Annotated in this window: 24 protein-coding genes; 10 read left to right on the top strand and 14 right to left on the bottom strand. The window is 64.2% G+C overall.

All coding sequences use genetic code 11. The features are described 5' to 3' along the window. The first annotated feature begins 90 nt into the window (after positions 1-90). A complete protein-coding gene (locus ACODSO_RS19965; RefSeq protein ID WP_068375839.1) occupies positions 91-1,026 on the top strand; it encodes a LysR substrate-binding domain-containing protein in 936 nt (311 codons plus the stop codon). Here ACODSO_RS19965 and ACODSO_RS19960 read toward each other — a convergent pair. The 4 genes from ACODSO_RS19960 to sthA form a co-directional block, all read right to left on the bottom strand. Further along, the gene (locus ACODSO_RS19960) at positions 1,013-3,523 is read right to left on the bottom strand and encodes a DEAD/DEAH box helicase (RefSeq protein ID WP_489038479.1); all 2,511 of its coding nucleotides are present in this window, start codon (positions 3,521-3,523) and stop codon (positions 1,013-1,015) included. The genes ACODSO_RS19965 and ACODSO_RS19960 overlap by 14 nt on opposite strands. A gap of 59 nt (positions 3,524-3,582) precedes the next feature. Beyond that, positions 3,583-4,620: an alpha/beta fold hydrolase gene (locus ACODSO_RS19955; protein ID WP_068375852.1), complete on the bottom strand. Its 1,038-nt coding sequence runs from the start codon at positions 4,618-4,620 to the stop codon at positions 3,583-3,585. A 221-nt stretch (positions 4,621-4,841) separates the two neighbouring features. Further along, the gene (locus ACODSO_RS19950) at positions 4,842-5,795 is read right to left on the bottom strand and encodes a proteasome assembly chaperone family protein (RefSeq protein ID WP_489038478.1); all 954 of its coding nucleotides are present in this window, start codon (positions 5,793-5,795) and stop codon (positions 4,842-4,844) included. Positions 5,796-5,960: 165 nt separating this feature from the next. Then, positions 5,961-7,376, bottom strand: a complete 1,416-nt coding sequence (gene sthA / locus ACODSO_RS19945; RefSeq protein ID WP_068375856.1) for a Si-specific NAD(P)(+) transhydrogenase — start codon at positions 7,374-7,376, stop codon at positions 5,961-5,963. 157 nt (positions 7,377-7,533) lie between these two features. Between sthA and ACODSO_RS19940 the strand changes: the two genes are divergently transcribed. The 4 genes from ACODSO_RS19940 (at position 7,534) to ACODSO_RS19925 (ending at position 11,311) form a co-directional block, all read left to right on the top strand. Beyond that, the gene (locus tag ACODSO_RS19940; RefSeq protein ID WP_489038477.1) at positions 7,534-8,619 is read left to right on the top strand and encodes an S-(hydroxymethyl)mycothiol dehydrogenase; all 1,086 of its coding nucleotides are present in this window, start codon (positions 7,534-7,536) and stop codon (positions 8,617-8,619) included. Between the two features lie 2 nt (positions 8,620-8,621). Next, positions 8,622-9,242 (top strand): MBL fold metallo-hydrolase, encoded by a 621-nt coding sequence (locus ACODSO_RS19935; RefSeq protein WP_489038486.1) that lies wholly within the window; start codon positions 8,622-8,624, stop codon positions 9,240-9,242. 160 nt (positions 9,243-9,402) lie between these two features. Next, a complete protein-coding gene (locus ACODSO_RS19930; protein ID WP_489038485.1) occupies positions 9,403-10,047 on the top strand; it encodes a DUF5642 family protein in 645 nt (214 codons plus the stop codon). Positions 10,048-10,186: 139 nt separating this feature from the next. Then, complete coding sequence (locus tag ACODSO_RS19925; protein ID WP_068375860.1) at positions 10,187-11,311, top strand: DUF4192 domain-containing protein; 1,125 nt, start codon at positions 10,187-10,189, stop codon at positions 11,309-11,311. Here ACODSO_RS19925 and galE read toward each other — a convergent pair whose 3' ends face one another. Next, positions 11,312-12,301, bottom strand: coding sequence for a UDP-glucose 4-epimerase GalE (gene galE, locus ACODSO_RS19920; protein ID WP_489038476.1), 990 nt, complete (start codon positions 12,299-12,301; stop codon positions 11,312-11,314). A 106-nt stretch (positions 12,302-12,407) separates the two neighbouring features. Continuing rightward, entirely contained in the window at positions 12,408-13,094 is a 687-nt protein-coding gene (locus tag ACODSO_RS19915; RefSeq protein WP_489038475.1) for an iron-dependent transcriptional repressor DtxR, read from the bottom strand. A 159-nt stretch (positions 13,095-13,253) separates the two neighbouring features. Here ACODSO_RS19915 and ACODSO_RS19910 point away from each other — a divergent pair, with 159 nt between their 5' ends. Together ACODSO_RS19910 and ACODSO_RS19905 are read left to right on the top strand one after the other, a co-directional pair. Beyond that, complete coding sequence (locus ACODSO_RS19910) at positions 13,254-14,525, top strand: acetoin utilization protein AcuC (RefSeq protein WP_068375864.1); 1,272 nt, start codon at positions 13,254-13,256, stop codon at positions 14,523-14,525. Further along, positions 14,518-17,196, top strand: coding sequence for a bifunctional acetate--CoA ligase family protein/GNAT family N-acetyltransferase (locus ACODSO_RS19905; protein ID WP_489038474.1), 2,679 nt, complete (start codon positions 14,518-14,520; stop codon positions 17,194-17,196). Before ACODSO_RS19910 ends, ACODSO_RS19905 begins: the two co-directional genes overlap by 8 nt. Positions 17,197-17,263: 67 nt before the next feature. Here ACODSO_RS19905 and ACODSO_RS19900 read toward each other — a convergent pair whose 3' ends face one another. Beyond that, positions 17,264-18,211, bottom strand: coding sequence for an esterase/lipase family protein (locus ACODSO_RS19900; RefSeq protein ID WP_197480819.1), 948 nt, complete (start codon positions 18,209-18,211; stop codon positions 17,264-17,266). Positions 18,212-18,291: 80 nt separating this feature from the next. Here ACODSO_RS19900 and ACODSO_RS19895 point away from each other — a divergent pair, with 80 nt between their 5' ends. Then, positions 18,292-18,858, top strand: coding sequence for a TetR/AcrR family transcriptional regulator (locus ACODSO_RS19895; RefSeq protein WP_068375868.1), 567 nt, complete (start codon positions 18,292-18,294; stop codon positions 18,856-18,858). Positions 18,859-18,928: 70 nt separating this feature from the next. Here the strand turns inward: ACODSO_RS19895 and ACODSO_RS19890 are convergent, their stop codons facing one another. The 5 genes from ACODSO_RS19890 to ACODSO_RS19870 form a co-directional block, all read right to left on the bottom strand. Next, on the bottom strand, positions 18,929-19,456 hold the full coding sequence (locus ACODSO_RS19890; protein ID WP_489038473.1) for a hypothetical protein: 528 nt from the start codon (positions 19,454-19,456) through the stop codon (positions 18,929-18,931). 123 nt (positions 19,457-19,579) lie between these two features. Then, the gene (locus ACODSO_RS19885; protein WP_068375870.1) at positions 19,580-20,041 is read right to left on the bottom strand and encodes a hypothetical protein; all 462 of its coding nucleotides are present in this window, start codon (positions 20,039-20,041) and stop codon (positions 19,580-19,582) included. Positions 20,042-20,280: 239 nt separating this feature from the next. After that, positions 20,281-21,252, bottom strand: a complete 972-nt coding sequence (locus tag ACODSO_RS19880; RefSeq protein WP_068375872.1) for a sigma-70 family RNA polymerase sigma factor — start codon at positions 21,250-21,252, stop codon at positions 20,281-20,283. Positions 21,253-21,357: 105 nt separating this feature from the next. After that, a complete protein-coding gene (locus ACODSO_RS19875) occupies positions 21,358-22,893 on the bottom strand; it encodes a DUF7782 domain-containing protein (protein ID WP_489038472.1) in 1,536 nt (511 codons plus the stop codon). A 40-nt stretch (positions 22,894-22,933) separates the two neighbouring features. After that, positions 22,934-23,302 carry a DUF3099 domain-containing protein gene (locus ACODSO_RS19870; protein WP_068375882.1) on the bottom strand — a complete coding sequence of 123 codons (369 nt, stop codon included), beginning with the start codon at positions 23,300-23,302 and terminating at the stop codon, positions 22,934-22,936. Positions 23,303-23,386: 84 nt separating this feature from the next. Here ACODSO_RS19870 and ACODSO_RS19865 point away from each other — a divergent pair, with 84 nt between their 5' ends. Next, entirely contained in the window at positions 23,387-23,623 is a 237-nt protein-coding gene (locus ACODSO_RS19865; protein WP_032398413.1) for a DUF3039 domain-containing protein, read from the top strand. 45 nt (positions 23,624-23,668) lie between these two features. On the opposite strand, the gene ACODSO_RS19860 is transcribed toward ACODSO_RS19865, so the two are convergent. Next, positions 23,669-24,721, bottom strand: a complete 1,053-nt coding sequence (locus ACODSO_RS19860) for a YihY/virulence factor BrkB family protein (RefSeq protein ID WP_489038471.1) — start codon at positions 24,719-24,721, stop codon at positions 23,669-23,671. 213 nt (positions 24,722-24,934) lie between these two features. On the opposite strand from ACODSO_RS19860, the gene ACODSO_RS19855 reads away from it, so the two are divergent. Further along, positions 24,935-26,668 carry a DEAD/DEAH box helicase gene (locus ACODSO_RS19855; protein ID WP_489038470.1) on the top strand — a complete coding sequence of 578 codons (1,734 nt, stop codon included), beginning with the start codon at positions 24,935-24,937 and terminating at the stop codon, positions 26,666-26,668. A gap of 102 nt (positions 26,669-26,770) precedes the next feature. On the opposite strand, the gene ACODSO_RS19850 is transcribed toward ACODSO_RS19855, so the two are convergent. Then, the gene (locus ACODSO_RS19850; protein ID WP_068375891.1) at positions 26,771-26,965 is read right to left on the bottom strand and encodes a DUF7455 domain-containing protein; all 195 of its coding nucleotides are present in this window, start codon (positions 26,963-26,965) and stop codon (positions 26,771-26,773) included. Positions 26,966-26,989: the final 24 nt, after the last annotated feature.

Genomic DNA, 26,989 nt, shown 5'->3' with positions numbered 1-26,989 from the left:
AGGCGCACGTGAGTACGGGCACCGACGTGTACGAGTGTGCCAAAAAAGCACCGAAAGGTAAACGTGATGACTAGCACTAGACTCATAGGTATGCCCGATGAAAGCTATCAACCCACACTGTCGCAGCTGCGTGCGTTCGTCGCGGTAGCCGAGCACAGACACTTCGGGGCCGCAGCGGCGCGCCTGAAAGTGAGCCAACCGACTCTGTCGCAGGCACTCGCCTCGCTCGAACACGGCCTGGGCGTGCAGCTGGTGGAGCGCAGTACCCGAAAGGTATTGATGACGGCGGCAGGAACCCAGCTGATCGGTCGAGCGCACGCGGCCGTCGACGCAGCCGACGGGTTTCTCGCCGAGGCATCAGGTCTGGGCGGGACGTTGTCGGGGCCGCTGCGGCTGGGGCTCATCCCCACCGTTGCGCCCTACGTGCTGCCCGCACTGCTGCCGGCATTGCGCCGAGAGTTTCCTGACATCGCACCCGTCGTAGTCGAAGATCAGACCGCACGTCTGCTGGCGTCGTTGCGTGCGGGTACAGTCGAAGCCGCCGTGGTCGCCCTGCCGACCGGTGAATCGGGAATCGTCGAACTACCGCTCTACACAGAGGATTTCGTGTTGGTAGTACCGGCAGGTCACGATCTCGACGGACGGTCGGCGCTGCCACTGACCGTCTTGGCCGGCCAACCTGTTCTTCTTCTCGACGACGGACACTGCTTGCGCGATCAGAGCATCGATCTGTGTCGGTCGGTGGAGGCGGCGCCCATGACGACCGACACGCGGGCGACCTCGCTCGCGACGGTAGTTCAGTGTGTTGCAGGTGGACTCGGTGTGACCCTCCTGCCTCGCTCGGCAGTTGCTGTCGAGACGGGGCGGGGCGCGTTGGGAATCGCGGAGTTCGCCGACCCGAAGCCTGGACGGACCATCGGACTGGTGCACCGGGCATCCAGCTCGTACACGGACAAGTACCGGGCCATCGCCGACCTGATCTCGGGTCTTGGCGCAGGCGCCGGGGGATCGACTACCCGGCGATGATGGTGATCTCGTCGAACACTATCTCGCCCAGTGCATTCGACTCGTCGAGATCGATCGTGGCGCCGAGTGCCCAGCCCTGATCACCGTCAGGATCTTCGATGATCTGCCGAACCGATGTTGTCTCGCGGCCGACGGTGAGCTCGAACAATGCCGGCCCGCGGGCGGATGGTCCCGTGCCGATCTCGCCGTACTCCGCGAAGAACGGTTCCAGTTCGACCTCCCAATCGGGGCCGTCGTCGAGATCGTCGAGGTCGTCCCATCGGCCCGCCGCTGCGAGTTCGATGCGCTTGAACATCGCATTGCGCACCAGCACTCGAAATGCTCTCGGATTGGCCGTGATCGGCCTCGGAGTGTCGCCGCCGTAGGCTTCGGGTCGGGCTTCGGGCTCCTCGCCGGGGTCGGTGAGGTTCTCCCACTCGTCGAGCAGGCTCGAGTCGACCTGTCGAACCAGTTCGCCGAGCCATTCGGTGATGTCCTGCACTTCCTCGGTTCGAGCCTCCGGCGGAACCGTCTGCCGCAGTGCACGATACGCATCGGCGAGATAGCGCAGCACCAGTCCTTCGGATCTGGTCAGTCCGTAGTGGCTGATCAGTTCGGCGAACGTCATCGCCCGTTCGATCATGTCGCGAACCACGGATTTCGGAGACAGTGCCACCTCGTTGAGCCAGGGGTGCCCACCTCGGTAGATCTCGAACGCCGGAACCAGTAGCTCGGCAAGAGGTTTCGGCCAGGTAACTTCTTCGAGGAGTTCCATCCGTTCGTCGTATTCGATGCCGTCCGCCTTCATCTGCGACACAGCTTCACCGCGTGCAGCGTGCTGCTGCGCCATCAGAATCTGACGCGGATCGTCCAGCGTCGACTCGATGATCGACACCACATCGAGAGCATGGGTAGGGGAGTCGGCGTCGAGCAGTTCGAACGACGCCAGTGCGAACGGCGACAACGGCTGATTCAGAGCGAAGTCCGGCTGCAGATCCATCGTCAGGCGGGCGTGCCTGCCGTCGGCGTCCGGCTCGGGGAGTTGCTCGACGATACCTGCGGCCACGAGGCCCCGGTACAGCGTGATCGCCCGCAGAATGTGCTTGCGTTGCGCGGGTCTGGTTTCGTGATTGTCCTCGAGGAGGTGACGCATGGCGACGAAGCAGTTGCCCGGACGCGCAATGACGTTGAGCAGCATCGCATTACTGACCGAGAAGCGTGAGGACAGTGGTTCGGGGCTTGCGGCGACTATCCGCTCGAAGGTGGGCTCGCCCCAGGACACGAACCCGTCGGGAGCCTTCTTGCGTTGGACGCGTTTGAGCTTCTTGGGGTCGTCCCCGGCCTTCGCGACCAGCCGAGCGTTCTCGATGTCGTGCTCGGGAGCTTCGACGACCACGGTGCCGAGAGTGTCGTAACCGGCGCGCCCGGCGCGTCCGGCGATCTGGTGAAATTCGCGTGCGCGCAGTTGGCGCGTACGAATACCGTCGTACTTGGTCAACCCGGTGAAGAGCACCGTTCGGATCGGGACGTTGATCCCGACGCCGAGTGTATCGGTGCCGCAGATGACCTTGAGCAGCCCGTCCTGCGCCAGCTTCTCGACGAGACGGCGGTATTTGGGGAGCATGCCCGCATGGTGGACACCGATACCGTGACGGACCAGCCGAGACAGCGTCTTGCCGAAGCCTGTCGTGAATCGAAACTGCCCGATTGCGTCGGCGATCTGAGCCTTCTCGTCCTTCGACGCGACGTTCACACTGGTCAATGCCTGCGCTCGTTCGAGCGCTGACGCCTGCGTGAAGTGCACCACGTACACCGGGGCCAGGTGAGTGCTGACAAGCTCCTCGATGGTTTCGCCTATCGGCGTCGTGACGTACGAGAACATCAGCGGCACCGGACGCTCGGACCCCGATACGACGGTCGTCGCGCGACCGGTCCGGCGCGTGAGATCGTCGCGGAAGAGCGACACGTCACCGAGCGTGGCCGACATCAGCAGAAACTGAGCGTTCGGCAGCTCGATCAACGGCACCTGCCAGGCCCAACCGCGGTCCGGCTCGGAGTAGTAGTGAAACTCGTCCATGACCACTTGACCCATGTCCGAGTCCGCTCCCTGTCGGAGCGCAAGATTGGCGACGATCTCGGCAGTCGCACAGATGATGGGTGCGCCGGAGTTCACCGAGGCGTCCCCCGTCATCATGCCTACGTTCTGGGCCCCGAAGATGTCGCACAGCGCGAAGAACTTCTCGCTGACGAGTGCCTTGATCGGTGCGGTGTAGAAGGTGCGCTTTCCAGCGGCCATCGCGGCGAAGTGCGCTCCGACCGCAACCATGGACTTACCCGAGCCGGTGGGGGTTGCCAAAATGACGTTGGATCCGGACACCAGTTCGATCAGTGCCTCTTCCTGCGCCGGATACAGCGTCAGACCTCGCTCGACCGTCCATGCGGTGAAGATCTCGAACAGTGCGTCCGGATCCTGTGCCTCGTCGGTCGTGGGGGCAGGGACGAGTTCGGAGAGGAGCACGCCTACAGATTATGGGTCGCCGACGGTGTCCACACCATCGGCGTCCGCGAGGACTGCGCCTAGGTCGCGCTGCGCTCGTCGGATCCCATGGCTCCGAGCACCGCCAGTCGGGTGCTTGCGCTACCGGTGATCATGTCCTCACCGATGCCGTTGATGAGAAGGTGGCGCCAGCGTGACTCGTCGAATTCCAGAGCCGGCGTGGCCTCGAAGAACTCCTCGAGGACGTGCAGGAAGCGGATGGGGTCGTCCCTGAACGGAAAGTGACCGGAGCGTCTGAACACTGCGAGTCTCGAGCCCGGCATGGCGGAATGGGCCAGATGGGCATGGCTGACGGGTATCACCGAATCCTGATCGCCCCATACGAGTAGCACCGGAAGGTTCTCGGTCAGGTAACACCGATCCAGCATCGTCACCACCTGCCCGCGCCAGTCCACGACCGCGCGCAAGGTACGTAGGTACGCCTCGTACGCGGTGGGGTCGGGGAGGGCACTGAGTACCCGCATGAAGTCCGGCGTGTCGTGCAGGATGGCCCCTGGGCGCAGCGGCGAGCCGTTCAGTTTGCCGATCAGCCCGCCTGCGTACTTGACCAACGACAGGGCGCCCGGCACACGAAGCAACTTCACGACTTCACTGGCCAACGGGATCGATGCAAGCCGAAGCAGTGGGTGAACGTCCTTCGTCACCCCACCCGAGGAGACCAGGACGAGTCTGTCGACCATGTGCGGGAACTGGTAGGAGAACTGCATTGCAACGCCGCCGCCGAGGGAGTGGCCGACGACGGTGACATGCTCGATACCCAGAACCGAGAGCAGGTCGCGCATGCCGTTCGCGTACGCGGCGACCGAGTAGTCCGCGCGTGGTTTGTCGGAGCGGCCGTGCCCCAACAGGTCCGGCGCTATGACCGTGTAGTTCTGTGCGAGGTGCGGAATGACGTCGTTCCATGTCTCCGAATTGTCGCCGATGCCATGAATGAGCAGAACGACTGGACCTTCGCCGGCCATGCGGAAAGCCCGTCGGTAGCCGTGGACGGTACGGAAGACGAGCCGCGGTTCGGCGTCGGGAACCGGTCGAAGCTTGCGCGTGCGTGGATTGCTCATGTCGCCTGCTGGTTCCTCGTGGGCGGATCGGTCGAGTGGATCCTCGGTAGGGGTTGCGCTGTTGCCTATGACTCTCGCACGAGTTCGGGGCAACGGCGAGATATCGGAGTGATTTACGGTTACAGGTATGTTTCGGCCTGAGCGGCGCCGTCGAGAGCCGAAAAAGCGGGCACCGAGTGTGAGTTCACACTCGGTGCCCGCTCTTACGTTCGTGAGAACCGTCAGTTCTCGGACTGAGGATCGGCGTTCGGATCGGCATCGAACCCGCCCTGTTCGGCAAGGAACTTCTCGAACTCGGCGCCCAGTTCGTCGCCGCTCGGAAGGGTCTCGTCCTTCGCCAGCAGCGTCGACTGCTGCTCCTGGGCAGCGACGTAGGTGTCGTACTGGCGTTCCAGCGCATGCACGACCGACTGAACTTCTTCGTTGCCTGTTATGTGCTCGTCCACCTGCTCCTTCACTCGCGCCGCGGCCTGGCCGAGCGCAACGAGCGGCAGATCGAGACCACCGGCGGTGCTCACGTTCTCCAGAAGAGTCTCGGCGGCGCCCGGGTAGTCCGTTTGAGCGAGGTAGTGCGGAACGTGCACCGAGAAGCCCATCGACTCGTGCCCGTGCTGCGCCATGCGCAACTCCAGGAGCGAGGACGCGCTTCCGGGAACCTGTAGTTCGCCCGACCAGCTCTGGTCCGGCGGGACCAACTCCTTGTTCGAGGAGTGGGCTGTCACACCCAGCGGACGGGTGTGCGGAATGGCCATCGGAATCGAACCGAGTCCGATGGTTCGGCGGACTCCGAGTTGCTCGGCGAGCAGCCGTACCGCAGTGGTGAATTTCTCCCACCGCAGATCCGGCTCCATGCCGGAGAGCAGGAGGAACGGTGTCCCCGCGTTGTCCTTGACTGCGTAGAGATTCAGCTCGGGGGCGTCGTAGTCGGAGAAGTGGTCCGATTTGAACGACATGGTCGGTCGGCGAGACCGGTAGTCGACGAGCTCGTCGACGTCGAAGGACGCGACCAGCTCGGTTTCGAGACTTTCCCGCAGATGCTTGGTTGCCAGCTTCACCGCGTGGCCGGCGTCGGAGAAGCCCTCGAGCCCGTGCACGAGGACAGGACCGAGCCCGTCACTGGAAGAAATCTGAGGCGCTGGAAACTCCAGCTCGTACATGCTCGACTTCTCATTCATGCCGGACCCCTTTCTGTGGATCGCCCTCGGCCGACGGCACGGCCGAAACCGACGTCTAGCCAGGATACTCGCGCGTGGACGGGTACCCGGTTACTGACGCGTGCAACACACGCGCCTCCACTTCGAGAACGTCGTGGTTCCTTGCTTCATTCCCGCCGCCGACCATCACCCGCCGAAACTGTTCAGGGCCCGAATCTTGTTGGTGACGTCGAGGGCCGCGACCTTGTATGCCTCGGACAGCGTCGGATAGTTGAACACGGCGTCGACGAGGTAGTCGATGGTGCCGCCGCACCCCATGACTGCCTGCCCGATGTGAATGAGATCCGTCGCGCCCGAACCGAAGATGTGTACGCCGAGAAGGGTCCTGTCGTCGGTGGACACCAGCAGCTTCAGCATCCCGTAGGAGTCGCCGGCGATCTGACCGCGGGCGAGCTCCCTGTAGCGGGAGACACCGACCTCGTACGGAACCGCCTTCTTGGTGAGTTCGACCTCGGTCGCTCCGACGTACGACACTTCGGGAATCGAGTAGATGCCGATCGGTTGCAGATCGGTCAGACCTTTGCTCGGCTCGCCGAACGCGTGGTAGGCGGCCAGACGACCTTGATCCATCGATGTGGCTGCGAGCGCGGGGAAGCCGATGACATCGCCGACGGCATAGATGTGATCGACCTTCGTCTGGAAGTTCTCGTCGACGAAAATTCGGCCGCGAGCGTCGGCTTCGAGTCCGGCGCTTTCGAGATCGAGTGCGTCGGTCAGACCCTGCCTTCCCGCCGAGTACATGACTGCCTCGGCTGGAATCCGCTTGCCGCTGGCGAGTGTGGTTACCGTTCCCGACGGTCCGATGTCGACTGCGGTGACCGCCTCGCCGAACCGGAACGTGACAGCGAGATCGCGAAGATGGAACTGCAGTGACTCCACGATTTCGCGGTCGCAGAAGTCGAGCATGGTGTCACGCTTCTCGACGACGGTCACCTTGGTGCCGAGTGCGGCGAACATCGACGCATACTCGATCCCGATCACGCCCGCTCCTACGACGACCATCGAGGTGGGGATGAACTCGAGATTGAGGATGCCGTCGGAGTCGAGCACTCGGTAGTCGTCGAATTCGATGTCGGCAGGCCGCGCCGGAGCCGTTCCGGTGGCGATGACGACGTTCTTGGCGTGGACCGTGAGCTGCTCCCCGCGCTGCTCGTCGTCGATGACGACGGTATGCGCGTCGAGAAACTTTCCGGTGCCCGTGATGAGCTCGATTCGGTTGCGCAGCAGCTGTGACCGAACGACCTCGATCTCTTTGCCGATCACGTGCGAGGTGCGGGCCAACAGGTCCGCTGGGGTGATGTTGGCTTTGACCCGGTAGCTCGCGCCGTACAGTTCGCGCTGGTTCATTCCGGTCAGATAGAGAACTGCCTCGCGCAGCGTTTTCGAGGGGATCGTGCCGGTGTTGACGCACACACCGCCGAGCATCTTGCCCTTCTCCACGATTGCAACGCGTTTCCCGAGTTTCGCAGCGGCTATGGCAGCCTTCTGGCCGCCAGGACCGGACCCGATCACGACAAGGTCGTATTCCATCGCAACAGACATGTCTCATAGGTACTCCGTCCACGCAAAGTCCGTATGCCGGGCGGGTCACAAGCACGTGAACACAGGTCTGTTCGGCACATTCGAATGTCGCTACCGATGCATGTGTTGTGGGAGTCTGATGAAAGAAACACATTTCGAGTCGAGCGTGGAGGAATCAATGCCGCAAACAGTGCGTGGGGTCGTTGCCAAGGCCAAGGGTGAACCGGTCTCGATCGAGTCGATCGTGATTCCCGACCCAGGGCCGTTCGACGTGGTGGTGAAGATCTCTGCGTGCGGGGTGTGCCACACCGACTTGCACTACCGCGAAGGCGGAATCAACGACGAGTTCCCGTTCCTGCTCGGTCACGAGGCTGCCGGTGTCGTCGAGACCGTCGGCGATGCGGTGACACACGTCGAGGTCGGCGACTTCGTGGTGTTGAACTGGCGTGCGGTATGCGGCGAATGTCGGGCGTGCAAGAAAGGCAAGCCCTGGTACTGCTTCGATACCCACAACGCATCCAAGAAGATGACTCTCGAAGACGGCACGGAACTGAGCCCCGCGTTGGGCATCGGTGCGTTCGTGGACAAGACCTTGGTGCACGAGGGGCAGTGCACCAAGGTGAACCCGCAGTCGGATCCCGCGGTCGTCGGGTTGCTCGGGTGCGGAGTGATGGCGGGTCTCGGTGCGGCCATGAACACCGGCAACGTTTCTCGCGGTGATTCGGTGGCCGTCATCGGATGTGGCGGCGTCGGCGACGCGGCCATCGCGGGCGCCCGTCTGGCCGGGGCGACGACGATCATCGCGGTGGACCGCGATCCGGGCAAGCTCGAGTGGGCGAAGGATATCGGTGCGACGCACACCGTCGACGCCTCGAAGGTCGATGCAGTCGAAGCCGTGCAGGAATTGACCGATGGCTTCGGGGCCGACGTCGTGATCGACGCGGTGGGACGGCCCGAGACGTGGAAGCAAGCGTTCTACGCGCGCGACCTGGCCGGCACGGTGGTGTTGGTGGGCGTGCCGACGCCGGACATGCAGCTGGAGATGCCGCTGATCGACTTCTTCTCGCGCGGTGGATCGCTCAAGTCGTCGTGGTACGGCGATTGCTTGCCGGAGCGCGACTTCCCGATGCTGGTCGATCTGTACGAGCAGGGTCGGTTGCCGCTGGAGAAGTTCGCGACCGAGCGCATCGGGATCGAGGACGTCGAGGCCGCGTTCTCGGCGATGCACAAGGGAACAGTTCTGCGTTCGGTGGTCGAACTGTGAGTATGCGAGTGGAGAAGGTCGTCACATCGGGAACGTTCGCGCTCGACGGGGGTGAATGGGACGTCGACAACAACATCTGGCTTATCGGGGACGACAGCGAGGTAGTGATCGTCGATGCTGCACACAACGCCCGTCCGATCATCGACGCGGTAGCCGGCCGAACGGTCAGGGCGATCGTCTGTACACACGGACACAACGATCACGTCACGGTAGCCCCTGAACTGTCCGCGGAACTCGACGCGCCGATACTGCTGCACCCGGCCGACGACGTGCTGTGGGAACAGACACATCCAGGTATCACGCACGCCGTTCTCGAAGACGGACAGCGGATCTCGGTGGCAGGGACGGAGATCCTTGCGCTCCACACCCCGGGTCACTCGCCGGGGTCGACCTGCCTGTACCTGCCCGAAGCCGGCCAGCTCTTCTCCGGGGACACCTTGTTCTCCGGCGGCCCCGGTGCAACGGGGCGTTCGTACTCCGACTTCCCGACCATCATCGGCTCGATCCGGGAACGTCTGTTCGCATTGCCTGCCGAGACGAAGGTCAACACCGGGCACGGCGACGGAACCAGCATCGGTGACGAATCGCCGCATCTCGAGGAATGGATCGCTCGCGGAAACTGATTCGGGTCAGCGTGCCTAACGTCCGGTTCCACACATCGGTGAGAGGGTGGAACCGGACATCTGCAACTTGCCGTGTGTTTCGTTTGGAGGATCTTCCGTGCTGCGCCGCTCTACTTTCTGGTCTCGCCCGACTCTTCTCGTGATCGGACTGGGCGCTGCGTTGGCACTTGCCGGGTGCGGCTCCGATGTGGCGGGTACGCCCGCGCCCGTCGGTCAAGGGGATGCGTCCGCGACGCCGAGCGATGGCGACGATCTCGACGCTCTGCTCATCGATCCGTCGGTGTTCCCGCCGTCGTACGACGCCATCGTCCTGCCACCGCAGGCAATTGCGCAAGCATCGCCGGATCTCACGGGCATTCCGGCCGGAGCCGAGGTGTCGCCCGCAGGATGCAAGCCGAAGGACGTACAACCCGGCTCGGCATCGATGATCGTGGGTACGGACAACGCCAATCGAGCCACGATCTCGGTCGAGCTCATCTCGGTGGACGAACCGCTGTCGGTGCGTGAAGAGCAGCTCGGCGGCTGCACCGAAGTCCAGGCGACCAAATCGGGTGCCACGTCGACTATTCGATCCACCGTCACCCCCGCCCCGCCGATCGATGCCGACGAGACGCTCGCGGTTCGTCAGACCGTGTCCTCGGGAACCGGAACGGATTCGGTCACTCAGTCGATGCTGACGCTGATGGCGCAGGTCGGAGATGTGCGGATCGCCGCCACCTACATGTCCTTCGACAGCGGATCCACCGATGCCGCTACCTTGGACGAGGTCTTCACCGCCGCGGTGCAGAAGGTCAAAGCGGGTTAGCACAGACCTCCGACCGGCCTTGCGGTCGAGGACGCTGCCGACGGCAGTTCTCCACAGGGTAGGGCGTTGTCCACATGCCTTTCTTCCGCCCCAGGTCGATCGTCTCGCGGCGGGCACGACGCGGTGCACTCTGTGCGTCATGACGACATATTCCGACACTCAGTCCCCGATGCCCGAAGGTGTTTCGGGACCGGGGGACCTCCTCGCCGCAATCCCGGCCTTCCTGGGCTTCACGCCGCACCGATCGCTCGTCGTCATCTGTCTGGACGACACCGCGGGCGGCGGACCCACGATCGGCATGGTCATGCGCCACGATCTGAAGCTGCCGGAGCCGGTGGAAGACGAGCATCAGCTCTGGGGCCGAGTGAGCGCCGAGATGGCGGAGGTCACGGCCCATTTCGCCGAAATCTGCGCACGTGACGACGTACGGGGAGCATTGGCTCTGATCGTGGACGACCGCGCCCGGCCGAGCGAGAGAGGTACGAGAGCCGATCGGCACTGTCGAGCCGTCGCTCGGCGACTTGCACGAGACCTTCGCGACCGAGGGACGGAGCTGGCTCAGGTCTACCTGACAGCCGAGCTCGTCCTTGGCGGCCGATGGTGGACTGCGTTCGGACCGGCGGAGAGTGGCACGATCCCGGATCCGACTACCTCGCCGGTCACCCTTGCATACCTGCTCGAGGGCAGGGGTGTCCACGAGTCGCGGGACAAGCTCGCAGAAGCGATCGAGCCCGTCGACACCGCAGTCAGCCGTACCGTCGAGGAACTCCTCCGCTCGGGACGCTCGCGCGATCGTGGTTCGGATCGAATGCGACTCGACGCAATCCTGTCTCGACTTGCGATGTGGGCGGCTTCGTCACCGGACCACCCCGCCGTGGTTGCACTACCCGCCGAGACGATCGCCGAGTTCGGTCTCGCGCTGCGGAATGTCATGGTGCGAGACAGCTTGCTCGCGATCACACTGACCGGTTTCGCCGAGCTCGCCGAACAGCTGTGGAGCTATCTGATGCGGATTCTGCCTGCGCCCGAACGCGCATGTCCAGCGACGCTGTTGGGGTTCAGTGCCTATGCTCGCGGCGAAGGTGCCCTGGCGACGTTGGCGCTCGACATCGCGCTGGATGCCGACCCCGACTATTCGCTCGCGCAATTGCTGGATCGGTCGTTGTTGGCTGGTGCGCGGCCGGCGATGATCCGGGAAGTTGCGCTCAGTGGCTACGCGGTGGCCGAGCTGTGCGGAGTTCGGCTACCGCCCCCACTCGAATGACTAGACAGTCGACTTCGCCGCGTGCGATCGGTCGCCGAGATTCTGCAGATACGTCCATGCGTCACGGACGATGACGTCCAGATCCGTGTTGACGGGGGACCAACCGAGCTCGGCCATCGCACGTTCGCTCGACGCGATGAGAACAGCTGGATCACCGGCGCGGCGCGGCGCGTCCTCGACTGCGATCGGCAACCCGGTCACTCGCGCGCAGGCGTCGATGACTTCGCGTACCGAAAAGCCGGTTCCGCTACCGAGATTGAGGATGCGATGCGTGCTGGGCTGTGCAGACTCGAGGGCAAGAATGTGAGCTTCCGCGAGGTCCAAGACATGGATGTAGTCGCGAACTGCGGTGCCGTCCGGGGTCGGCCAGTCGGTGCCGAAGACCGAAATCTTCTCGCGCTGGCCCAGTGCGGTCTGTAGCACCAGCGGAATCAAATGTGTTTCGACGACCCGGTTTTCACCGAAACCACGGTAGGCACCGGCGACGTTGAAATAACGAAGGCTGGTGGCCGCGAGACCGTAGGCGTCGGCGTACGAGGTGATCGCATGGTCGATCGCCAACTTCGTTGCACCGTACGGATTCGTGGGCGCCGTGGGCATGGACTCGGTAATAGGCGTGCGGTCGGGCTCGCCGTAGGTCGCCGCGGTGGAGGAGAACACCAGGCGTGGTGTGTTCGACGCGCGGATAGCGTCGAGCAACGCAATTGTGGTGACCACGTTGCCGGACCAATACTGCGCCGGCGCGACCACCGACTCACCGACGAGTGACTGGGCGGCGAAGTGAAGGACTCCGTCGAACTCGCCGCCATCGAGCACTGACGCCGCGACGTCCTTGATGTCGGCTTCGATGAAGGTGGCCTGCGCGGGCACCGCATCGCGGTTGCCGGTCGACAGGTTGTCCACCACGACCACTTCATGGCCGCGATCGAGCAGAACTGCAGCGCAGACGCTTCCCACGTACCCGGCGCCGCCGGTTACCAACAACTTCACTCGTGAACTCCTGATAGACATCGGCGGGTCTGTGCATGGCAGCGCCCCAGTCGGGCCGGGAGCCATGACGTTCGGTCAGGCCCCCGCGCCGCGACGTGAAGCGTTCTCAGACCCTCTTCACCTGAACGGCGTGGGCCATCTCTTCCGAGATGTCGATTCCGCCATGACCTGGCACTGTGATGGTGACCGTGCCGGGCTTCGCTTCGACCGTGACCCGGGCATCGGGGACGACGCCGGCGTCACGGAGCTGCGAGATGACCTCAGGGTCGGATTGCACATGTTCGGCCAACCGACGCACGACGACTGCGGTGGCAGCACCGTGCGGAAGGTCGGTCAGCCGTACGAGATCCTCCGGTGCCGCGGCCGGCTGTCCGAGCCCGAGCTCTTCCAATCCCGGAATGGGATTGCCGTACGGCGACGTGGTCGGATTGTTCAACACGGCGACCAGGCGACGCTCCACCTCTTCGCTCATGACGTGCTCCCACCGGCACGCTTCGGCGTGTACGTCTTCCCAGCGGAGACCGATGACATCGACGAGCAGGCGCTCGGCGAGACGGTGCTTGCGCATCACCGACACGGCGAGGCTGCGCCCCTTCTCCGTCAACTCCAGATGGCGGTCACCTGCGACCGACAACAAGCCGTCACGTTCCATCCGTGCGACAGTTTGACTGACGGTGGGACCGCTCTGCTCGAGGCGTTCTGCGATACGTGCCCGCAGGGGCACCACGCCCTCTTCTTCCAAATCGTAGATCGTCCGGAGGTACATCTCCGTGGTGTCGACCAGATCCTTCACACTCAACCCCTTCGTCGCGTCCGATTCTACCGTTGATCGGCGCATATTGGCGCCGCAGGTCGGTCCGGTGGCGTGCCGCCCGTCCGTACTCGCCGGTAACCGAGTGCAACACTGCGGGATGCTCGCACAGTCCCGGTACGACAAGTAGCGTTGCGTTCCATGGCAGACCAGGCAATGCAGCCGCCGCCGGGAATACCGGGAACAGCGCAGGACATCGTCGTCTGGAGCGCCGATTACCTGTCGTACCGGTGGAGTGACGACCATCCGATGAACCCCACCCGTCTCGACCTGACGATGTCGCTCGCCCGCCAGATCGGCGTACTCGACGGCATCGAGCTCGTCGAGCCGATGGCGGCTTCCGACCAGGAATTGCTCAGAATCCACACTCCCGCCTACATCGAGGCCGTCAAACGCGCGCCCGGCAAGGGCATGTCCATACTGAATCCGGACCAGGTGGAGCACGGGCTCGGCTCCGATGACAATCCAGTGTTCGAGAAAATGCACGAAGCGTCGGCGATGCTGACCGGTGGATCGTTGACCGCCGCTCGCGAGATCGCCTCGGGGCGTGCCCGTCGCGCGGTCAGCATCGGCGGCGGAATGCACCACGCCATGCCGGACTGGGCATCGGGGTTCTGCGTGTACAACGACGCGGCAGTGGCCATATCGTGGTTGCTGGACAACGGCTTCGACCGGATCGCGTACATCGACGTCGACGCCCATCACGGCGACGGCGTCCAGCACGCCTTCCTGCACGACCCGAGAGTGTTGACGGTGTCGCTGCACCAGCATCCGGCAACGTTGTGGCCGAATACCGGATGGTCGAGCGAAGTGGGATCGGGTGCAGCCGAAGGAACGTCGCTCAACATTCCGCTGCTTCCAGGCACGGGTGATCGTCTGTGGCTCAGGGCGTTTCATGCGATTGTCCCGGGCGCGATCGCTGCGTTTCGGCCGCAGATCATAGTCAGTCAATGCGGCGTGGACAGTCACCGCGAAGATCCGCTTGCCGATCTCGCGCTGACGGTCGACGGTCAGAATGCTGCGTTCCTGGCTATGCGGAAACTGGCGGACGATCACGCCGAGGGACGCTGGCTCGCAGTCGGAGGTGGCGGTTACGGACTTGTTCGCGTCGTCCCCCGCGCGTGGGCGCATCTGATCGCCGCCGCACTCGGTCGTCACATCGATCCGCAGACGCCGGTCCCCGAGATGTGGCGGGATCGCGTGCGAGCCATGGCTCCCAGCGTCGACCTGCCCCAGGTCATGGGGGATGGCGGCGACATCGACTATCCCGCCTGGGATGGACCGGGAGGAGCCGTCGAGGGTTCGACCGAGGCGGCAGATCGGGCGCTCGAGCGAGTGGATTCGGCGATCATCGCAACCAGGCGGGCCAGCTTCCCACTACTCGGACTCGATCCGGAGGATCCTCGTGACTGAACCCACTGCCAAGGAAAGAGAACGGTTGACGGCTGAGACGTCCTTCCCCAAGCACTGGGTCGCCGACGTGCTCGCGTCCGACGGGGGAGTGGTCCATCTTCGGCCGATCGTGCCTTCGGATGCCGATGCGCTCATCGCGTTTCACAGCCGGTTGTCCGAACGGACACGGTACTTACGGTATTTCGGACCGTATCCGACCATGCCGCAGCGCGACGTATTGAACTTCACGACGGTCGACCACCACGCACGAGTGGCATTCGTAGCCGTTCTCGGCGACGACATCATCGCGGTCGGGCGATACGAACGGCTTCCCGAGGGCGACGGCAACTCCGCGGAAGTCGCGTTCGTCGTCGCCGACTCACATCAGGGGCGCGGCCTCGGGCCGATCCTGTTGGAGCATCTCGCCGGCGCCGCCGCCGAGAACGGCGTGTCGATGTTCGTCGCCGAGGTGCTCGCCGAGAACCGCAACATGGTCACTGTCTTCCGTGAAGCCGGATATCAAGTGTCGAGAAGCTTCGAAGGGGGCGTCCTGCGACTCGAATTCGCGATCGACCCCAGCGAAGCTCTCCTGTCGGTTCGTAACTCGCGTGAGCGTGCCGCTGAGGCCCGCAGCGTGCGCAATGTGCTCAGCCCAACCTCGGTGGCGGTCATCGGTGCGTCGACAGACAGTTCGAAGGTCGGCAACGCGGTGCTCGCGAATCTCCTTGCGGGCGGGTTCACCGGTCCGGTGTATCCGGTCAATGCCGATCATCGATCGGTCAGGGGGGTGCGCGCGTACCGCACCGTGCGGGAGATTCCCGACCCAGTCGACTTGGCAATCGCTGCAGTACCGGCGGATGCGATCGACGATGTGCTCGACGATTGTCTCGACAAGGGCGTCAAAGCTCTCGTCGTGGTGTCGGGAGGGTTCGGTGAGTCCGGTCCCGAAGGCCAGGAGAACGAGCGCAGACTCGCGCTCGCCGCGCGCGCTCACGGTATGAGGTTGGTCGGACCCAACGCGCTCGGAGTAGCCAATACCGACCCGGAGTTCGCGTTGAACGCCACTCTGGCTCCGCACCTGCCGATGCCGGGTCGTGTCGGATTCTTCTGTCAGTCCGGGGCATTGGGCATTGCCATTCTCGATCAGGCGTCCAAACGTAGTCTCGGGTTCTCGACGTTCGTCTCGGCCGGAAACCGAGCGGACGTATCCGGAAACGACCTGCTGCAGTACTGGGATTCCGATCCCGCGACCGAGGTAGTGCTGCTGTATCTCGAAAGCTTCGGTAACCCGCGGAAATTCACGCGCATCGCGCGGCGGGTTGCGCGATCCAAGCCCATCGTGGCAGTCAAGAGCGGACGTGGGGCAGTTCCACCCGCGCTCGCCACCGGGCCCGACATCGACGATTCGATCGTCAAGGCGCTGTTCGAGCAGGCCGGCGTCATTCAGGTAGACACCATCGCACAGCTCTTCGACTGTGCGATTCTCTTCGGCTATCAGCCGTTGCCGACCGGGCCTTGCGTTGCCGTCGTCGGGAACTCGACTGCGCTGGGGGTCCTTGCCGTCGACGCCGCGCGCGCCGAAGGTTTGCATGCGGGAGCTCCGATCGACGTCGGTCCGCAGGCAGGACCGCAGGAGTTCGCGGCGGCCGTGTCCGGGGCGATGGCAGCCGGCGACGTGGACTCGGTGATCGTCGTGTTCGTACCGCCCGTCGCCGTCACGGTCGAGCCGTTTGCCGAAGCTCTCGGCAATGCGGTGCTCGGTGCCGACAAACCCGTTCTGACCACGTTCCTCGCGACCGAGGGGATTCCCGACGTACTGGCTGTGCGGGGCGAGCAGGGACAGCCCATCCGAGGTTCGGTTCCTTCGTACTCGAGTCCGGAACGAGCCGTTACGGCACTCGCGAAAGCGTGGCGATACAGCGCGTGGCGTAGTCGGCCGGCATCGCAACCGATTCGGCCGAACGGTACGGACTCCGAACGAGCCGCCGCACTCGTCCGAGGGTGGTCGGCGGGCGAGACCGATCGGTGGTTGTCGGATTTCGAGACGGCAGAGTTGTTGTCCTGCTACGGGATCGAGGTTGTCGAGTTCAGATCCGTCACCGACGAAGACGAGGCAGTGGCCGCCGCAGACGAACTGGGGTACCCCGTCGCATTGAAGGCCACGGGTGAGCAGTGGAGGCATCGGCCGGATCTCGGCGGAGTGCGACTCGATCTGGTGGGTGCCGACGCAGTGCGATTCGCCTATCGCACGCTCGCGGCAGATTCCGGCGAACCGCTGCTACATGTGCAGAAAATGGCGATCAAGGGTATCGGCTGTGTCGTCCGAGTTCAGGACGATCCGAGTTTCGGTTCGCTCATCTCGTTCGGGCTGGCGGGAGTCATATCCGATCTTCTCGGCGACCGGGCATTTCGAGTTCTACCGTTGACCGAGGATGAGGCCGTCCAGCTGATCGATGCGCCGAAGGCGGCGCCGCTGCTGTCCGGCTATCGAAATGCGGTGCCCGTCAACAAGAGTGCGCTCGTCGATCTCGTACAGCGCGTGTCGGCGATGGCCGACGACATACCGGAGATTCGAGAACTCGCGTGCGAGCCGGTACTGGCGTCGGCAAACGGGGCACAGATAACCGACGCCCGACTACGCATCGGGCCGCAGCCGAGCCGGAACGATCTCGGTCCGCGGCGCCTGCGCTGAGCAAGCACGCACCCACAACCTTGCCTCGGTTTCGACCCCTATGCGCCTGGTCGGCAGCCGCGCGTCGTCACGACCCGGGAACCCCCAGCAGGGGCAGCGACGGCGAACATATCGGCGTCGCCGTGTACTTCGCGTCGAGAGCGCCGAGCACGATATGTGCCGTCGTAGGCGAGTAAGTGAGCTGATAGTGGTCCGAGTAGTCCTGGCTGCATAGGTCCTGGACGACGACGTTGCTCACGTTCCGTCCTTCGAGCACGCCGGTCGTGTACGGGGTGGCGTTCTGGTCGTAGCGCGTCATGATGTTGGTGAACTGCACGGCGGGTGCCGCATCGCCGTGCGGGTCGAGTTCGGCGAGGAATGCCGAGCCGGACACCATGTCGCGGCACGCCCCGCACACGTCCGTCAGCACCTGCCCGGCAGGTGAGGAATACAGCTCGCCGATCAGACCGGCGAGCCCCCACTGGGAGGTGCCCCGATACAGGGGCGCGATGCCGATGTACCGGCCGACCTTGTCGGCACCCCCGAGCCGGGTCAGGAAGTGGAACGGTATCGTCCCTCCCTCGGAGTGCCCGATCAGGTCGATCTCGTCGGCGCCGGTGCCGACGAGGACCTCGTCGACGAACCGGGCGAACTCGGCGGCGCTCGGCTCGACGGGCGTGATGCCGCCGAGTGTGCCGGAGAAATCCGCCCTGCCGTAGTCGAAGGTGAACACGCAGAAGCCGTGATCGCGGAGCAGCGGAGCCAGAGCCTGCCACGTCAGTGTGGAGTTCGAGACGAACCCGTGCAGAAGGACGACAGGGTTTCGCTCCGACCGGCAGGTGGGTTCGTTGGTGCCCGGCGGATCGCTGCCCGGGTCAGCGACCTGTGCCCGGATCCCGGCCACGTAGCTGAACGGGTAGTCCGCCGGTTCCGGTGCCTGCTGTGCGATGGCCGGCGCGGCCGTCGCTGCCATGACGGCTACGACGGTAGCAGCCGAGATGGCGGTGGCGAGTGCGTGCACGAATCGGATACTCATGACTCCTCCTCGGTTGACTGACCGGTCGGTCATTAACGGGAACGGTACACTCACGACCCGGACGAGGGAAGGTGGTCTCTGTGGCACGTCCCGCTGGACCTGGACGTCGAGCGCTGCTCGATGCGGGATTGTCGCTTGCGGAAGAGAAGGGCGTCGGCGCGCTGTCGATCAGCGCCGTGACCACCACCGCCGGGATGGCCAAAGGTAGCTTTTACCAGCATTTTCCGGATCGGCATAGCTACATCGTCGAGCTTCATCGCAGATACCACGACCAGCTGGAATCCCTGATGACGTCGGCGATCGAGGGGCAGCCCCCTGGGATCGAACGGCTACGCACCGGGTTCGTCGCCTTCCTCGACGCCTGCCTGGCTACGCCGGGAACGAAAGCGTTTCTTGCACAGGCACGATCGGAAACCGACTTGGGCGAGCAGGTTGCCGAGCGCAATGCGATGTTCGCCGCTCTCGTACGCGCTGATCTCGAGGCGATCGGATGGTCGCCGGCTGCACCGGTCGCGGTACTCGCAGTCGCGATGGCTGCCGACGTGAGCCTTCAGGAGCTCGGTGCGCGGGGGCCCCGTGACGACCTGCGGGCCGCGGTTCTGGCGATCGTGGCACATCCGGTAGACATCGCGGTGCCGCAGTCATGACGACGGCGCGTATCGCCGTGGGCTTGCCGGGCCCGTTCTTCTTGATACGAGTAAAGGAGCCATCAGATCGCTACGGCGCGTGGAACGTTCCGATACCTGGGATCGACGGCTGGCCGGCTGTCGGCACGAATGGTGATCCGACTACCTGTGTTGTCAACAAGATTCGGCCCGATCCGGTGTGCGCAACAACGCTGGTCGGCGTCGGGTCGATGAAGAACTCACAGGGCTTGACAGTGACCGACCCACTGGCCCCGGTAGTGATGTTGAGGTAGGAAATCTTGACGAGAGCACGTCCGGCCGTCGTCGCACACGCCGAGGGGCTGGCGGGAGCGGCGAATTCTGTCGTCGTCGGAGCAAGTGACCGTGCTGTCACTGTCGCGAAGACAGGCCCCGGAACGATGAGTCCGCTGACCGCGAAGGCTGTCGCGGGGATCTGATACACAGGCACGGCGACGGGGGCGGCCTGTGCGACTCCACCTCCCACGAACACAGCTGCGAAAACTGCCGCGATGGTTGCACATCGAAGTCCGAGGTTGCGCACCGCCTTTTCCCTTCTCGTCGTGAGTCGAAGTCGGGACGGTGGGCTCTTTCGGGTCATCGCCCGGGTTGGTGCGGCCTGCACGGTCGTCGACTGTTGAGCTCTGTTTCGGGTTTATCGACGTGCACCGCGGCCGCATTACCAAACCGGAATCACGGTTCGATGTCGTTACGTTGCGGAGTGTCAGTCGCTTGCGACGAGATCACCGATGCGTGTGGTGTTGCCGGTCCTGTCTGTCCATACGGCCACGTTGTCGGCGAGCGTAGGGTGCATGAAGCCACCGGTGTCACCCCATGGCCAGGCTGTGCCGACTTCGGCGATTTCGGTTTGGACCAGATCGGCCATCGACACCAGCGCTGTCTCTTCGTCGGCATCGACGGTCGCTCCCATTCCGTTGCCGCGAAACCCGCCCGGCTTCTCGCCTGCGATGGTGATCGAGCTCGTCAGCCACACTGCGCCCCCGTCGGGGTCGTATTCGGCCACCCAGTCGATGTGCTCGATATCGTCGCCGTACCGACGCGCACGGAGGTCATGGCTCAGCTGGTCGAGCCCACGCAACCATGGGTCGGGAAGATCGCACTGCGTCACCTCGACTCCGAGTGGTGTCCAGATCGCGGTCAACACTTGCTCTCGGAAGGGATGCACTGCTGCGAGTATGGCAGGTGCCGCTGCGGACGCTAGGTGCGCTGGTTTTCGGTAGAAGCCGAACGCGGCTGGGACGGGTAAGTCCAGTGACCGACTCTGCTCACGTGAGCGAGTTTCACGCAGCGGTCGAACCGAGATCCCAGAGGGGGGAGAGACCTCGGTTCGGCCACCGCATGAGGTGAGACAGTAGGAGCATTCACTACCGTTCCACCAGCTTCAGGGGGCTTGTCGGTTCTCGATCAGCTGGCGTACGAGCGGAGCTTCTCGGCGCGATCGCCCTGGCGTAGCTTCACCATGACTTCGCGTTCGATCTGACGCACACGCTCACGGGAAAGTCCGAAAAGCTTGCCGATCTGATCCAGCGTTCGTGGCTGGCCGTCGTCGAGACCGTAACGCAGACGAATCACCTGCTGCTCGCGCTCGTCGAGTGTCCCGAGGACGGTCCGGACATCGCTGTGCAGGAGCCCTGCGATCACCGCGTTCTCGGCGGACGTCGCCTCGGAATCCTCGATGAAGTCGCCCAGTGGCGCTTCTTCGTCGCTTCCCACCGGCATGTCCAGGCTCACCGGATCGCGGCTGTGATCGAGGAGGTCGGCGATCTTCTCCGCTGGAATCCCCGACTCGTTCGACAGTTCCTCGTCGGTCGCTTCCCGTCCGAGCTGCTGGTGGAGTTCCCGCTTGATACGAGCCAGCTTGTTCACCTGCTCGACCAGGTGCACTGGAAGCCGAATCGTGCGACTCTGATCGGCCATGCCACGCGTGATGGCCTGACGAATCCACCACGTGGCGTATGTGGAGAATTTGAAGCCCTTGGCGTAATCGAACTTCTCCATCGCGCGGATCAGCCCCAGGTTGCCTTCTTGGATGAGATCGAGCAGAGGCATTCCACGACCGGTGTATCTCTTGGCCAGCGACACGACGAGGCGAAGGTTGGCTTCCAACAAGTGGCTACGGGCTGCACTTCCGTCGCGCACGATGATGGCCAGATTCCGCTTCTTCGCTGCTGTCAGGCGCTTGGTGTTTTCCAGCACGTTCTTCGCGTAGAGCCCCGCCTCGATGCGCTTGGCGAGGTCCACTTCCTCGTCGGCCGTCAGCAGCGCTGTGCGGCCGATTCCGTTGAGGTAGACGCGAACGAGGTCCGCTGCCGGGCTCTGAGCGTCGAGATCGGCATCGGTGGGGCGCGGGCGGGTCGTGGTGCTGGGGCTGGTCATGACTTGCCTCCTGATCGGTGGTGTCTCATAGGGCTCAACGTCCGGAAGACTTTGAAAAGTTCCCCCGCTGCACCCCGTGATACCCGTCTGACCAGGCTCTATCCCTTACTTGTCCTGAGAAGTTGCTGAGAAGGTGTCAGGGCTGGGAACGCGGGTGCACATACCCGCCGGTCGGACCAAGCCGTGCCGAAGAAGACCCACCACCAGCTCGGTCGCGGAGCTCGTCAACTCGTCGACATCAAGATCGTTCGCCGCCGCGAGCAACTCGATTAGTTCGTTCAGTCGAAGTCCCCCCGGGGACAGTCCGGACAGCAGGGTGGCGCCGAGTTCGTCGATCTCGTGCTGCCAATTCGGCCCGTTTCCACGGTGCACACGCGTCACCTCGCGTGCCCAGCCCTCGGCGCCGGGCAGATAGACCCGTTCGAGCGCGGTCGAGAAGTCCAGCTCGAAGATCGAATCCACGGGATCGTTCTCTCGTAGCCACTCCAGGCGCGCGAAATAGTCGACGGCCTCGTTGCCGAGCGGGTCGTCGAACGCGTGCCGAAGGTCCTCGGCCAGCACATCCGTCGGCAGATCCGTCCGACGGAGATAAACGAAGCCGAACCCGATGCCGGTGACGTCGGCAGCGGCGAAATGCTCGAGCCACGCGGTTGCCTGGGCGGCCCCGGCATCATCACGCGGGTCGACTCCGCCGTCACGCATCCAGGTGCCGACATACAGTGCGGGGTCGGCGACATCGCGCTGCAGTATCCACGCATCGACCCCGTGATCGGGCAGCCAGGACGCCACACGAGCGCGCCAGTCTTCGCCGTCGACGTGCACCCACGACGCGAGGATGGCAGCGGTACCGCCCGGATTCAGGTGCGCGGGCGCATTCTCGATCATCAGCTTGCTCGCACCGTCCAGGTCGAGTCCCGAATCGCGATAGCTGTGGTCGACCGTGCCGAGGCCGACGACGAACGGAGGGTTCGCCACGATGCGATCGAATGTCCGACCTGCCACCGGTTCGAACCACGACCCACGGATCAACTCGGCATCGAGCTGGTTGAGCGCCATGGTTGCGGCGGCAAGGAGCATCGCGCGTTCACTGATGTCGGTGCACGTCACCGAACTGGCGTACCCGGCAGCATGCACGGCTTGGACCCCGCAGCCTGTACCGACGTCCAGTACGGAACCGACCGGCGTCGTCGGTGTACCTCGCAGCAGGGACAACGACGCCTGGCCGACTCCGAGGACATGATCGGCAGCAGTCGGGGCGGGGCGCATGCTGCCGTCCAGATCCGACACGACCCATCGTGTGCCGGTGCCGGTGTCCAACGGTCTGATGTCGATCGCGGCTCGAACGAGCCCGGGACCACTGCGCACGAGAACCGAGGCGGCGATCGCGTCGTCGAGAGAGAGTGGCGCGAGCGCCGATGCAGCATCGGCGTCGGCGATGTCGTCCACCAGCAGGAACATTCGGATGAGAACGCCGAGATCACCGTGGGATCGGGACGCGATCCGCACTGGAACGGGTTCACTGCGACCGAGCGCGGCGTGCGCATCGTCGCCGAGGGCGTCGAGAAGAGCGTCGGCGTCGTACCGGCAGCGGACGAAGGCCTCGCGAAGAGCAGGGCAGGCGGAAAGCAGCGTTCCAGTCACCTGCACAGTGTCTCAGTAGGCAGGCGGGCTCTCGAACAACTCAGTCCTCGGCTGCCTCGATCACCTTGTGTGCGCGTGGCTCGATCGCCGTTCGCTCGGTGCCTCGTCCGTCGTAGCGGCTGACCTCGTCCTTGCTGCGGGGAGGACGGTCGTTTGCGATGAGCACTGCCATCCACGGGAGCGGGATGGACGCCCCGACGATGGCCATCGCTATCCAGGGGTTGGCCCAGATGCTGTACGAGGCGGCCGCCAGCACGAGGGCTGGGATTCGGAACGACATGATGAACATGTACTTCTTCACGCGCGCGCGGTGCTGCTCCTCGACCGACGTCTGCGCTTCGGTGATCAGTGCTGGGTGCCTGGCCGAGCCGCTTTCGGCCGAGCTGTAGAACCCGGGTGTACGCGTCATGACTCCACTGTGTCACTACCTCGCTTCGAATGCACTCGTCGGCGTTGTTGGTCTCACCGGGCGCTTGTGCGGAATAATCGAGGCATGAGCACTCAGACCAAGGATCGCCCCGATATCGCCCCCGACGAAACCACCGATGACGACCGGCCGAAGTTCTTTCACTACGTCAAGAAGAACAAGATCGCCGAAAGCGCGGTCATGGGAACCCATGTCGTGGCGCTGTGCGGCGAAGTGTTCCCCGTGACGAAGTCCGCGAAGCCGGGCTCGCCGGTGTGTCCCGACTGCAAGAAAGTCTACGAAGGTTTGAAGAAAGGCGACTGACGAGGGGAGTTCGGTTGGGCGACGGTCTCGGCGTCGTCCGTCGCCTTACCGGGGCTTGTCATCGGAATCGCTCGATCTCGTGCGGTCCCCTGCAAGCCGAATCGGGCCGGTAGCCAGCCGCCATGCGACTGCGGTGACAGGTCCCGATTCCTCGTACGCGGTTTGCGCTGCGAGCCATTCCCGCATCTGCTCGATTCTGGTAGCGCGCGCCGGGAAATACTCCTGGATGGTTGCATTGAACTCGGCGCCCAGTACGACGGCGAAACCGAGGAAGAACGTGAAGAGCAGAAACGCGATCGGCGTCGCGAGCGCACCGTAGGTGTAGCCGGTTCCGGTGATCCAGGTCAGGTAGAAGCGCAGGACAGCGCTCGCGATCATGAAGAACACGCCGGCCAAGAGCGCCCCGCCCAGTAGACGGTGCCACGGCAACGAGGTGTGCAGCGCTACCTTGTAGAGCGTCGTCAGCCCGACGATCAGCAGCAATCCGACCGCGGGGTAGTAGAGGACGTCGATGAGCTCGCTGCCGATCTCGAACCACGAACTCGGGAGCAGTGCCTGGACGTAGGTCGGTCCGAGTGCCACGAGCGGCAGCACCAACACGGCGACGACGAGGAATGCGACGTACAGCAGGAGTGCGAAGATGCGCTGCCAGATCGGATGCCGAGCGTCCTGCTGACCGTGTGCCTCGACGATGGAGTCGACGAACGTCGAGATGGCGGACGACCCGGCCCACAGCGACAACACGAAGCCGGCGGACACGACTTCGCCGCGTCCCTGCTGGAGTACGTCCTGAACCGTCGGTTCGATGATGCCGTCGACGACGCTGTCGCTGAAGACGGTGCTGCTGAAGGTGATGATCTTGGACTCGATGATGTCGATCGTGTTCGGTCCGAACCAGCCGGCAACGAAGCCGAGACTTCCGAGCACCCCCAGCAGCAGGGGTGGCAAGGACAGCGTCTGCCAGAACGCGGCAGTCGCCGCTTTGCTGAAGATCGAATCGTCCCAGGCTTTGCTCAGTGTGCGCCGCGTCACCACCCAGATGAGGCGCAGGGGTCGCCCGGACGACAGCTTCTCCGGTGCACCTGCAGTTTCGCTCATGGTCTCTCCAGCATTCCCGACGATGGCCGCGCGCGCTCGTTGCACCCTCGGTGTGGCCGTTCGGCGTGTCGCTCGCACGTCGAAAAGGTCACATCTCTTCCGATGCGGGTTCGGTCGGTGCGGAGCGATAGGCTCCACGGCGGACACTGCAGGGCTACCGAGAGCGCGAGGAATTCGATCGATGCCAGGAACCGGCGGCCAGTGAGCGCTGACATGACCGACACCACAGACCACCCCACACACGCAGCCGCACCAGCGGGTGGAGCCCCGCTGCGTGCGTGGCAGAGACGTGCCTTGACGAAGTATCTGGTGTCCGCACCGAAGGATTTCCTGGCCGTCGCTACGCCTGGAGCAGGTAAGACGACCTTCGCTCTCCGCGTTGCTTCCGAGCTGCTTGCCCATCGAACGGTGGATCAGGTGACCGTCGTCGCGCCGACGGAACACTTGAAGCACCAGTGGGCCGAGTCCGCTGCCCGGGTGGGCATCGCGCTCGATTCACGTTTCTCCAACTCCACCGGCCAGACGTCGAGCGACTACCACGGCGTCGTCGTCACGTACGCGCAGATCGCGTCGCACCCGTTCCGACACCGCGTACGTACGGAGGCCAGAAAGACTCTGGTCATCCTCGACGAGATCCACCACGGAGGCGACGCCAAGAGCTGGGGCGAAGGCATCCGCGAAGCGTTCAGCGACGCGACGCGGCGCCTCGCACTCACAGGTACGCCGTTTCGAAGCGACGACAGCCCCATCCCGTTCGTGAACTACGAACCCGACGACGAGGGCCTGATGCGCTCGCGGGCGGACCACTCCTACGGGTACTCGGATGCGCTCGCGGACGGCGTCGTTCGGCCTGTCGTCTTTCTCGCCTACTCGGGCGAAGCCCGGTGGCGAAACAACGCCGGCGAGGAGTTCACAGCCCGTCTGGGCGAACCGTTGAGTGCCGAACAGACCGCGCGGGCGTGGCGCACGGCCCTCGATCCGCAGGGCGACTGGATGCCTGCGGTCCTTCTAGCGGCCAACACTCGGCTCGGGCAGTTGCGTAGCGGCGGGATGCCCGACGCCGGGGCCCTCGTCATCGCCACCGATCAAACTGTTGCGCGTGCGTACGCGAAGCTCATCGAAGTGATCACCGGTGAGACTCCCTGCATCGTGCTGTCCGACGACCCGACGTCGTCCGCTCGAATTGCCGAGTTCGGCAAGAGCGATCAGAAGTGGATGGTCGCAGTCAGGATGGTGTCCGAGGGCGTCGACGTACCCCGCCTTGCGGTCGGGGTCTACGCGACCAGCGCGTCGACCCCGCTGTACTTCGCTCAGGCCATCGGTCGGTTCGTGCGATCTCGGCGTCCGGGCGAGACGGCGAGTGTCTTCCTCCCCTCGGTCCCGGTACTGCTCGATCTCGCCAGCCAGCTCGAGGCGCAGCGCGACCACGTTCTCGGAAAGCCGCACCGCGAGAAGGACGGCCTCGACGACGATCTCCTCGCGGATGCGAACAAGCAGAAGGACGAACTGGGGGAGGAGGAGAAGGCATACACCTCCCTCGGCGCGGATGCCGAGCTGGATCAGGTCATCTACGACGGCTCGTCGTTCGGAACCGCCACGTTCTCGGGTAGCGACGAGGAGGCGGACTATCTCGGCCTACCTGGACTGCTCGACGCCAAGCAAATGCGTGATCTGCTGCGTCAACGCCAGCAAGAGCAGTTGGAGAAGCCGTCTGCGCCCGGCCCTGCGGTGCCGCCGCCGGCCGCGTCCGAGCGGGTGTCCACGTCCGGTCAGCTGGCCGCTCTCCGCCGCGAACTCAACAGTTTGGTCGCGGTGTACCACCACCGCACCGGAAAGCCGCACGGCGTGATTCACGGCGATCTACGACGCGTGTGCGGTGGCCCACCCACGGCGATGGCCACGGCAGATCAGTTGAGCGAACGAATCACGCAGCTCCGCAAGATGTGACCTGAACGCACGAGAACGGACGTCCACTTCGAGTGGACGCCCGTTCTCCTGAAGATTGTCGAGTGTTCAGATTTCTGCCGATGTGTCCTGCGAGCGAGCCGACTACACCGTGGAGTCCGATTCGGTCATCACCGTTGCGTTCACTTCACGCAGTCGATCTTCGTGCTCCTTGGCGTGGTGACCGCAGAACAGCAGTTCTCCGCCGGTCGAGAGCACAACTCGTGCGCGAGCCCCTGCACCGCACCGGTCGCACCGGTCGGCAGCTGTCAATTGTGGGCTGGTCAAAGTTCCGGGCATGACTCCTCCGTACTGGCGTTCGGT

This window comes from Rhodococcus sp. FG69 (assembly GCF_057808915.1).
This window is presented reverse-complemented; position numbering and strand designations above follow the sequence as displayed.

What these genes read in the sequence shown, in the direction of transcription:
- ACODSO_RS19925 (WP_068375860.1), top strand. Translation starts at nt 10,187, where the DNA reads ATGACGACATATTCCGACACTCAGTCCCCGATGCCCGAAGGTGTTTCG.
- sthA (WP_068375856.1), bottom strand. Translation starts at nt 7,376, where the DNA reads ATGTCTGTTGCGATGGAATACGACCTTGTCGTGATCGGGTCCGGTCCT.
- ACODSO_RS19855 (WP_489038470.1), top strand. Translation starts at nt 24,935, where the DNA reads ATGACCGACACCACAGACCACCCCACACACGCAGCCGCACCAGCGGGT.
- ACODSO_RS19870 (WP_068375882.1), bottom strand. Translation starts at nt 23,302, where the DNA reads ATGACGCGTACACCCGGGTTCTACAGCTCGGCCGAAAGCGGCTCGGCC.
- ACODSO_RS19900 (WP_197480819.1), bottom strand. Translation starts at nt 18,211, where the DNA reads ATGAGTATCCGATTCGTGCACGCACTCGCCACCGCCATCTCGGCTGCT.
- ACODSO_RS19965 (WP_068375839.1), top strand. Translation starts at nt 91, where the DNA reads ATGCCCGATGAAAGCTATCAACCCACACTGTCGCAGCTGCGTGCGTTC.
- ACODSO_RS19860 (WP_489038471.1), bottom strand. Translation starts at nt 24,721, where the DNA reads ATGAGCGAAACTGCAGGTGCACCGGAGAAGCTGTCGTCCGGGCGACCC.
- ACODSO_RS19880 (WP_068375872.1), bottom strand. Translation starts at nt 21,252, where the DNA reads ATGACCAGCCCCAGCACCACGACCCGCCCGCGCCCCACCGATGCCGAT.
- ACODSO_RS19890 (WP_489038473.1), bottom strand. Translation starts at nt 19,456, where the DNA reads ATGACCCGAAAGAGCCCACCGTCCCGACTTCGACTCACGACGAGAAGG.
- ACODSO_RS19955 (WP_068375852.1), bottom strand. Translation starts at nt 4,620, where the DNA reads ATGAGCAATCCACGCACGCGCAAGCTTCGACCGGTTCCCGACGCCGAA.
- ACODSO_RS19935 (WP_489038486.1), top strand. Translation starts at nt 8,622, where the DNA reads ATGCGAGTGGAGAAGGTCGTCACATCGGGAACGTTCGCGCTCGACGGG.
- ACODSO_RS19865 (WP_032398413.1), top strand. Translation starts at nt 23,387, where the DNA reads ATGAGCACTCAGACCAAGGATCGCCCCGATATCGCCCCCGACGAAACC.
- ACODSO_RS19910 (WP_068375864.1), top strand. Translation starts at nt 13,254, where the DNA reads ATGGCAGACCAGGCAATGCAGCCGCCGCCGGGAATACCGGGAACAGCG.
- ACODSO_RS19950 (WP_489038478.1), bottom strand. Translation starts at nt 5,795, where the DNA reads ATGAATGAGAAGTCGAGCATGTACGAGCTGGAGTTTCCAGCGCCTCAG.
- ACODSO_RS19940 (WP_489038477.1), top strand. Translation starts at nt 7,534, where the DNA reads ATGCCGCAAACAGTGCGTGGGGTCGTTGCCAAGGCCAAGGGTGAACCG.
- ACODSO_RS19850 (WP_068375891.1), bottom strand. Translation starts at nt 26,965, where the DNA reads ATGCCCGGAACTTTGACCAGCCCACAATTGACAGCTGCCGACCGGTGC.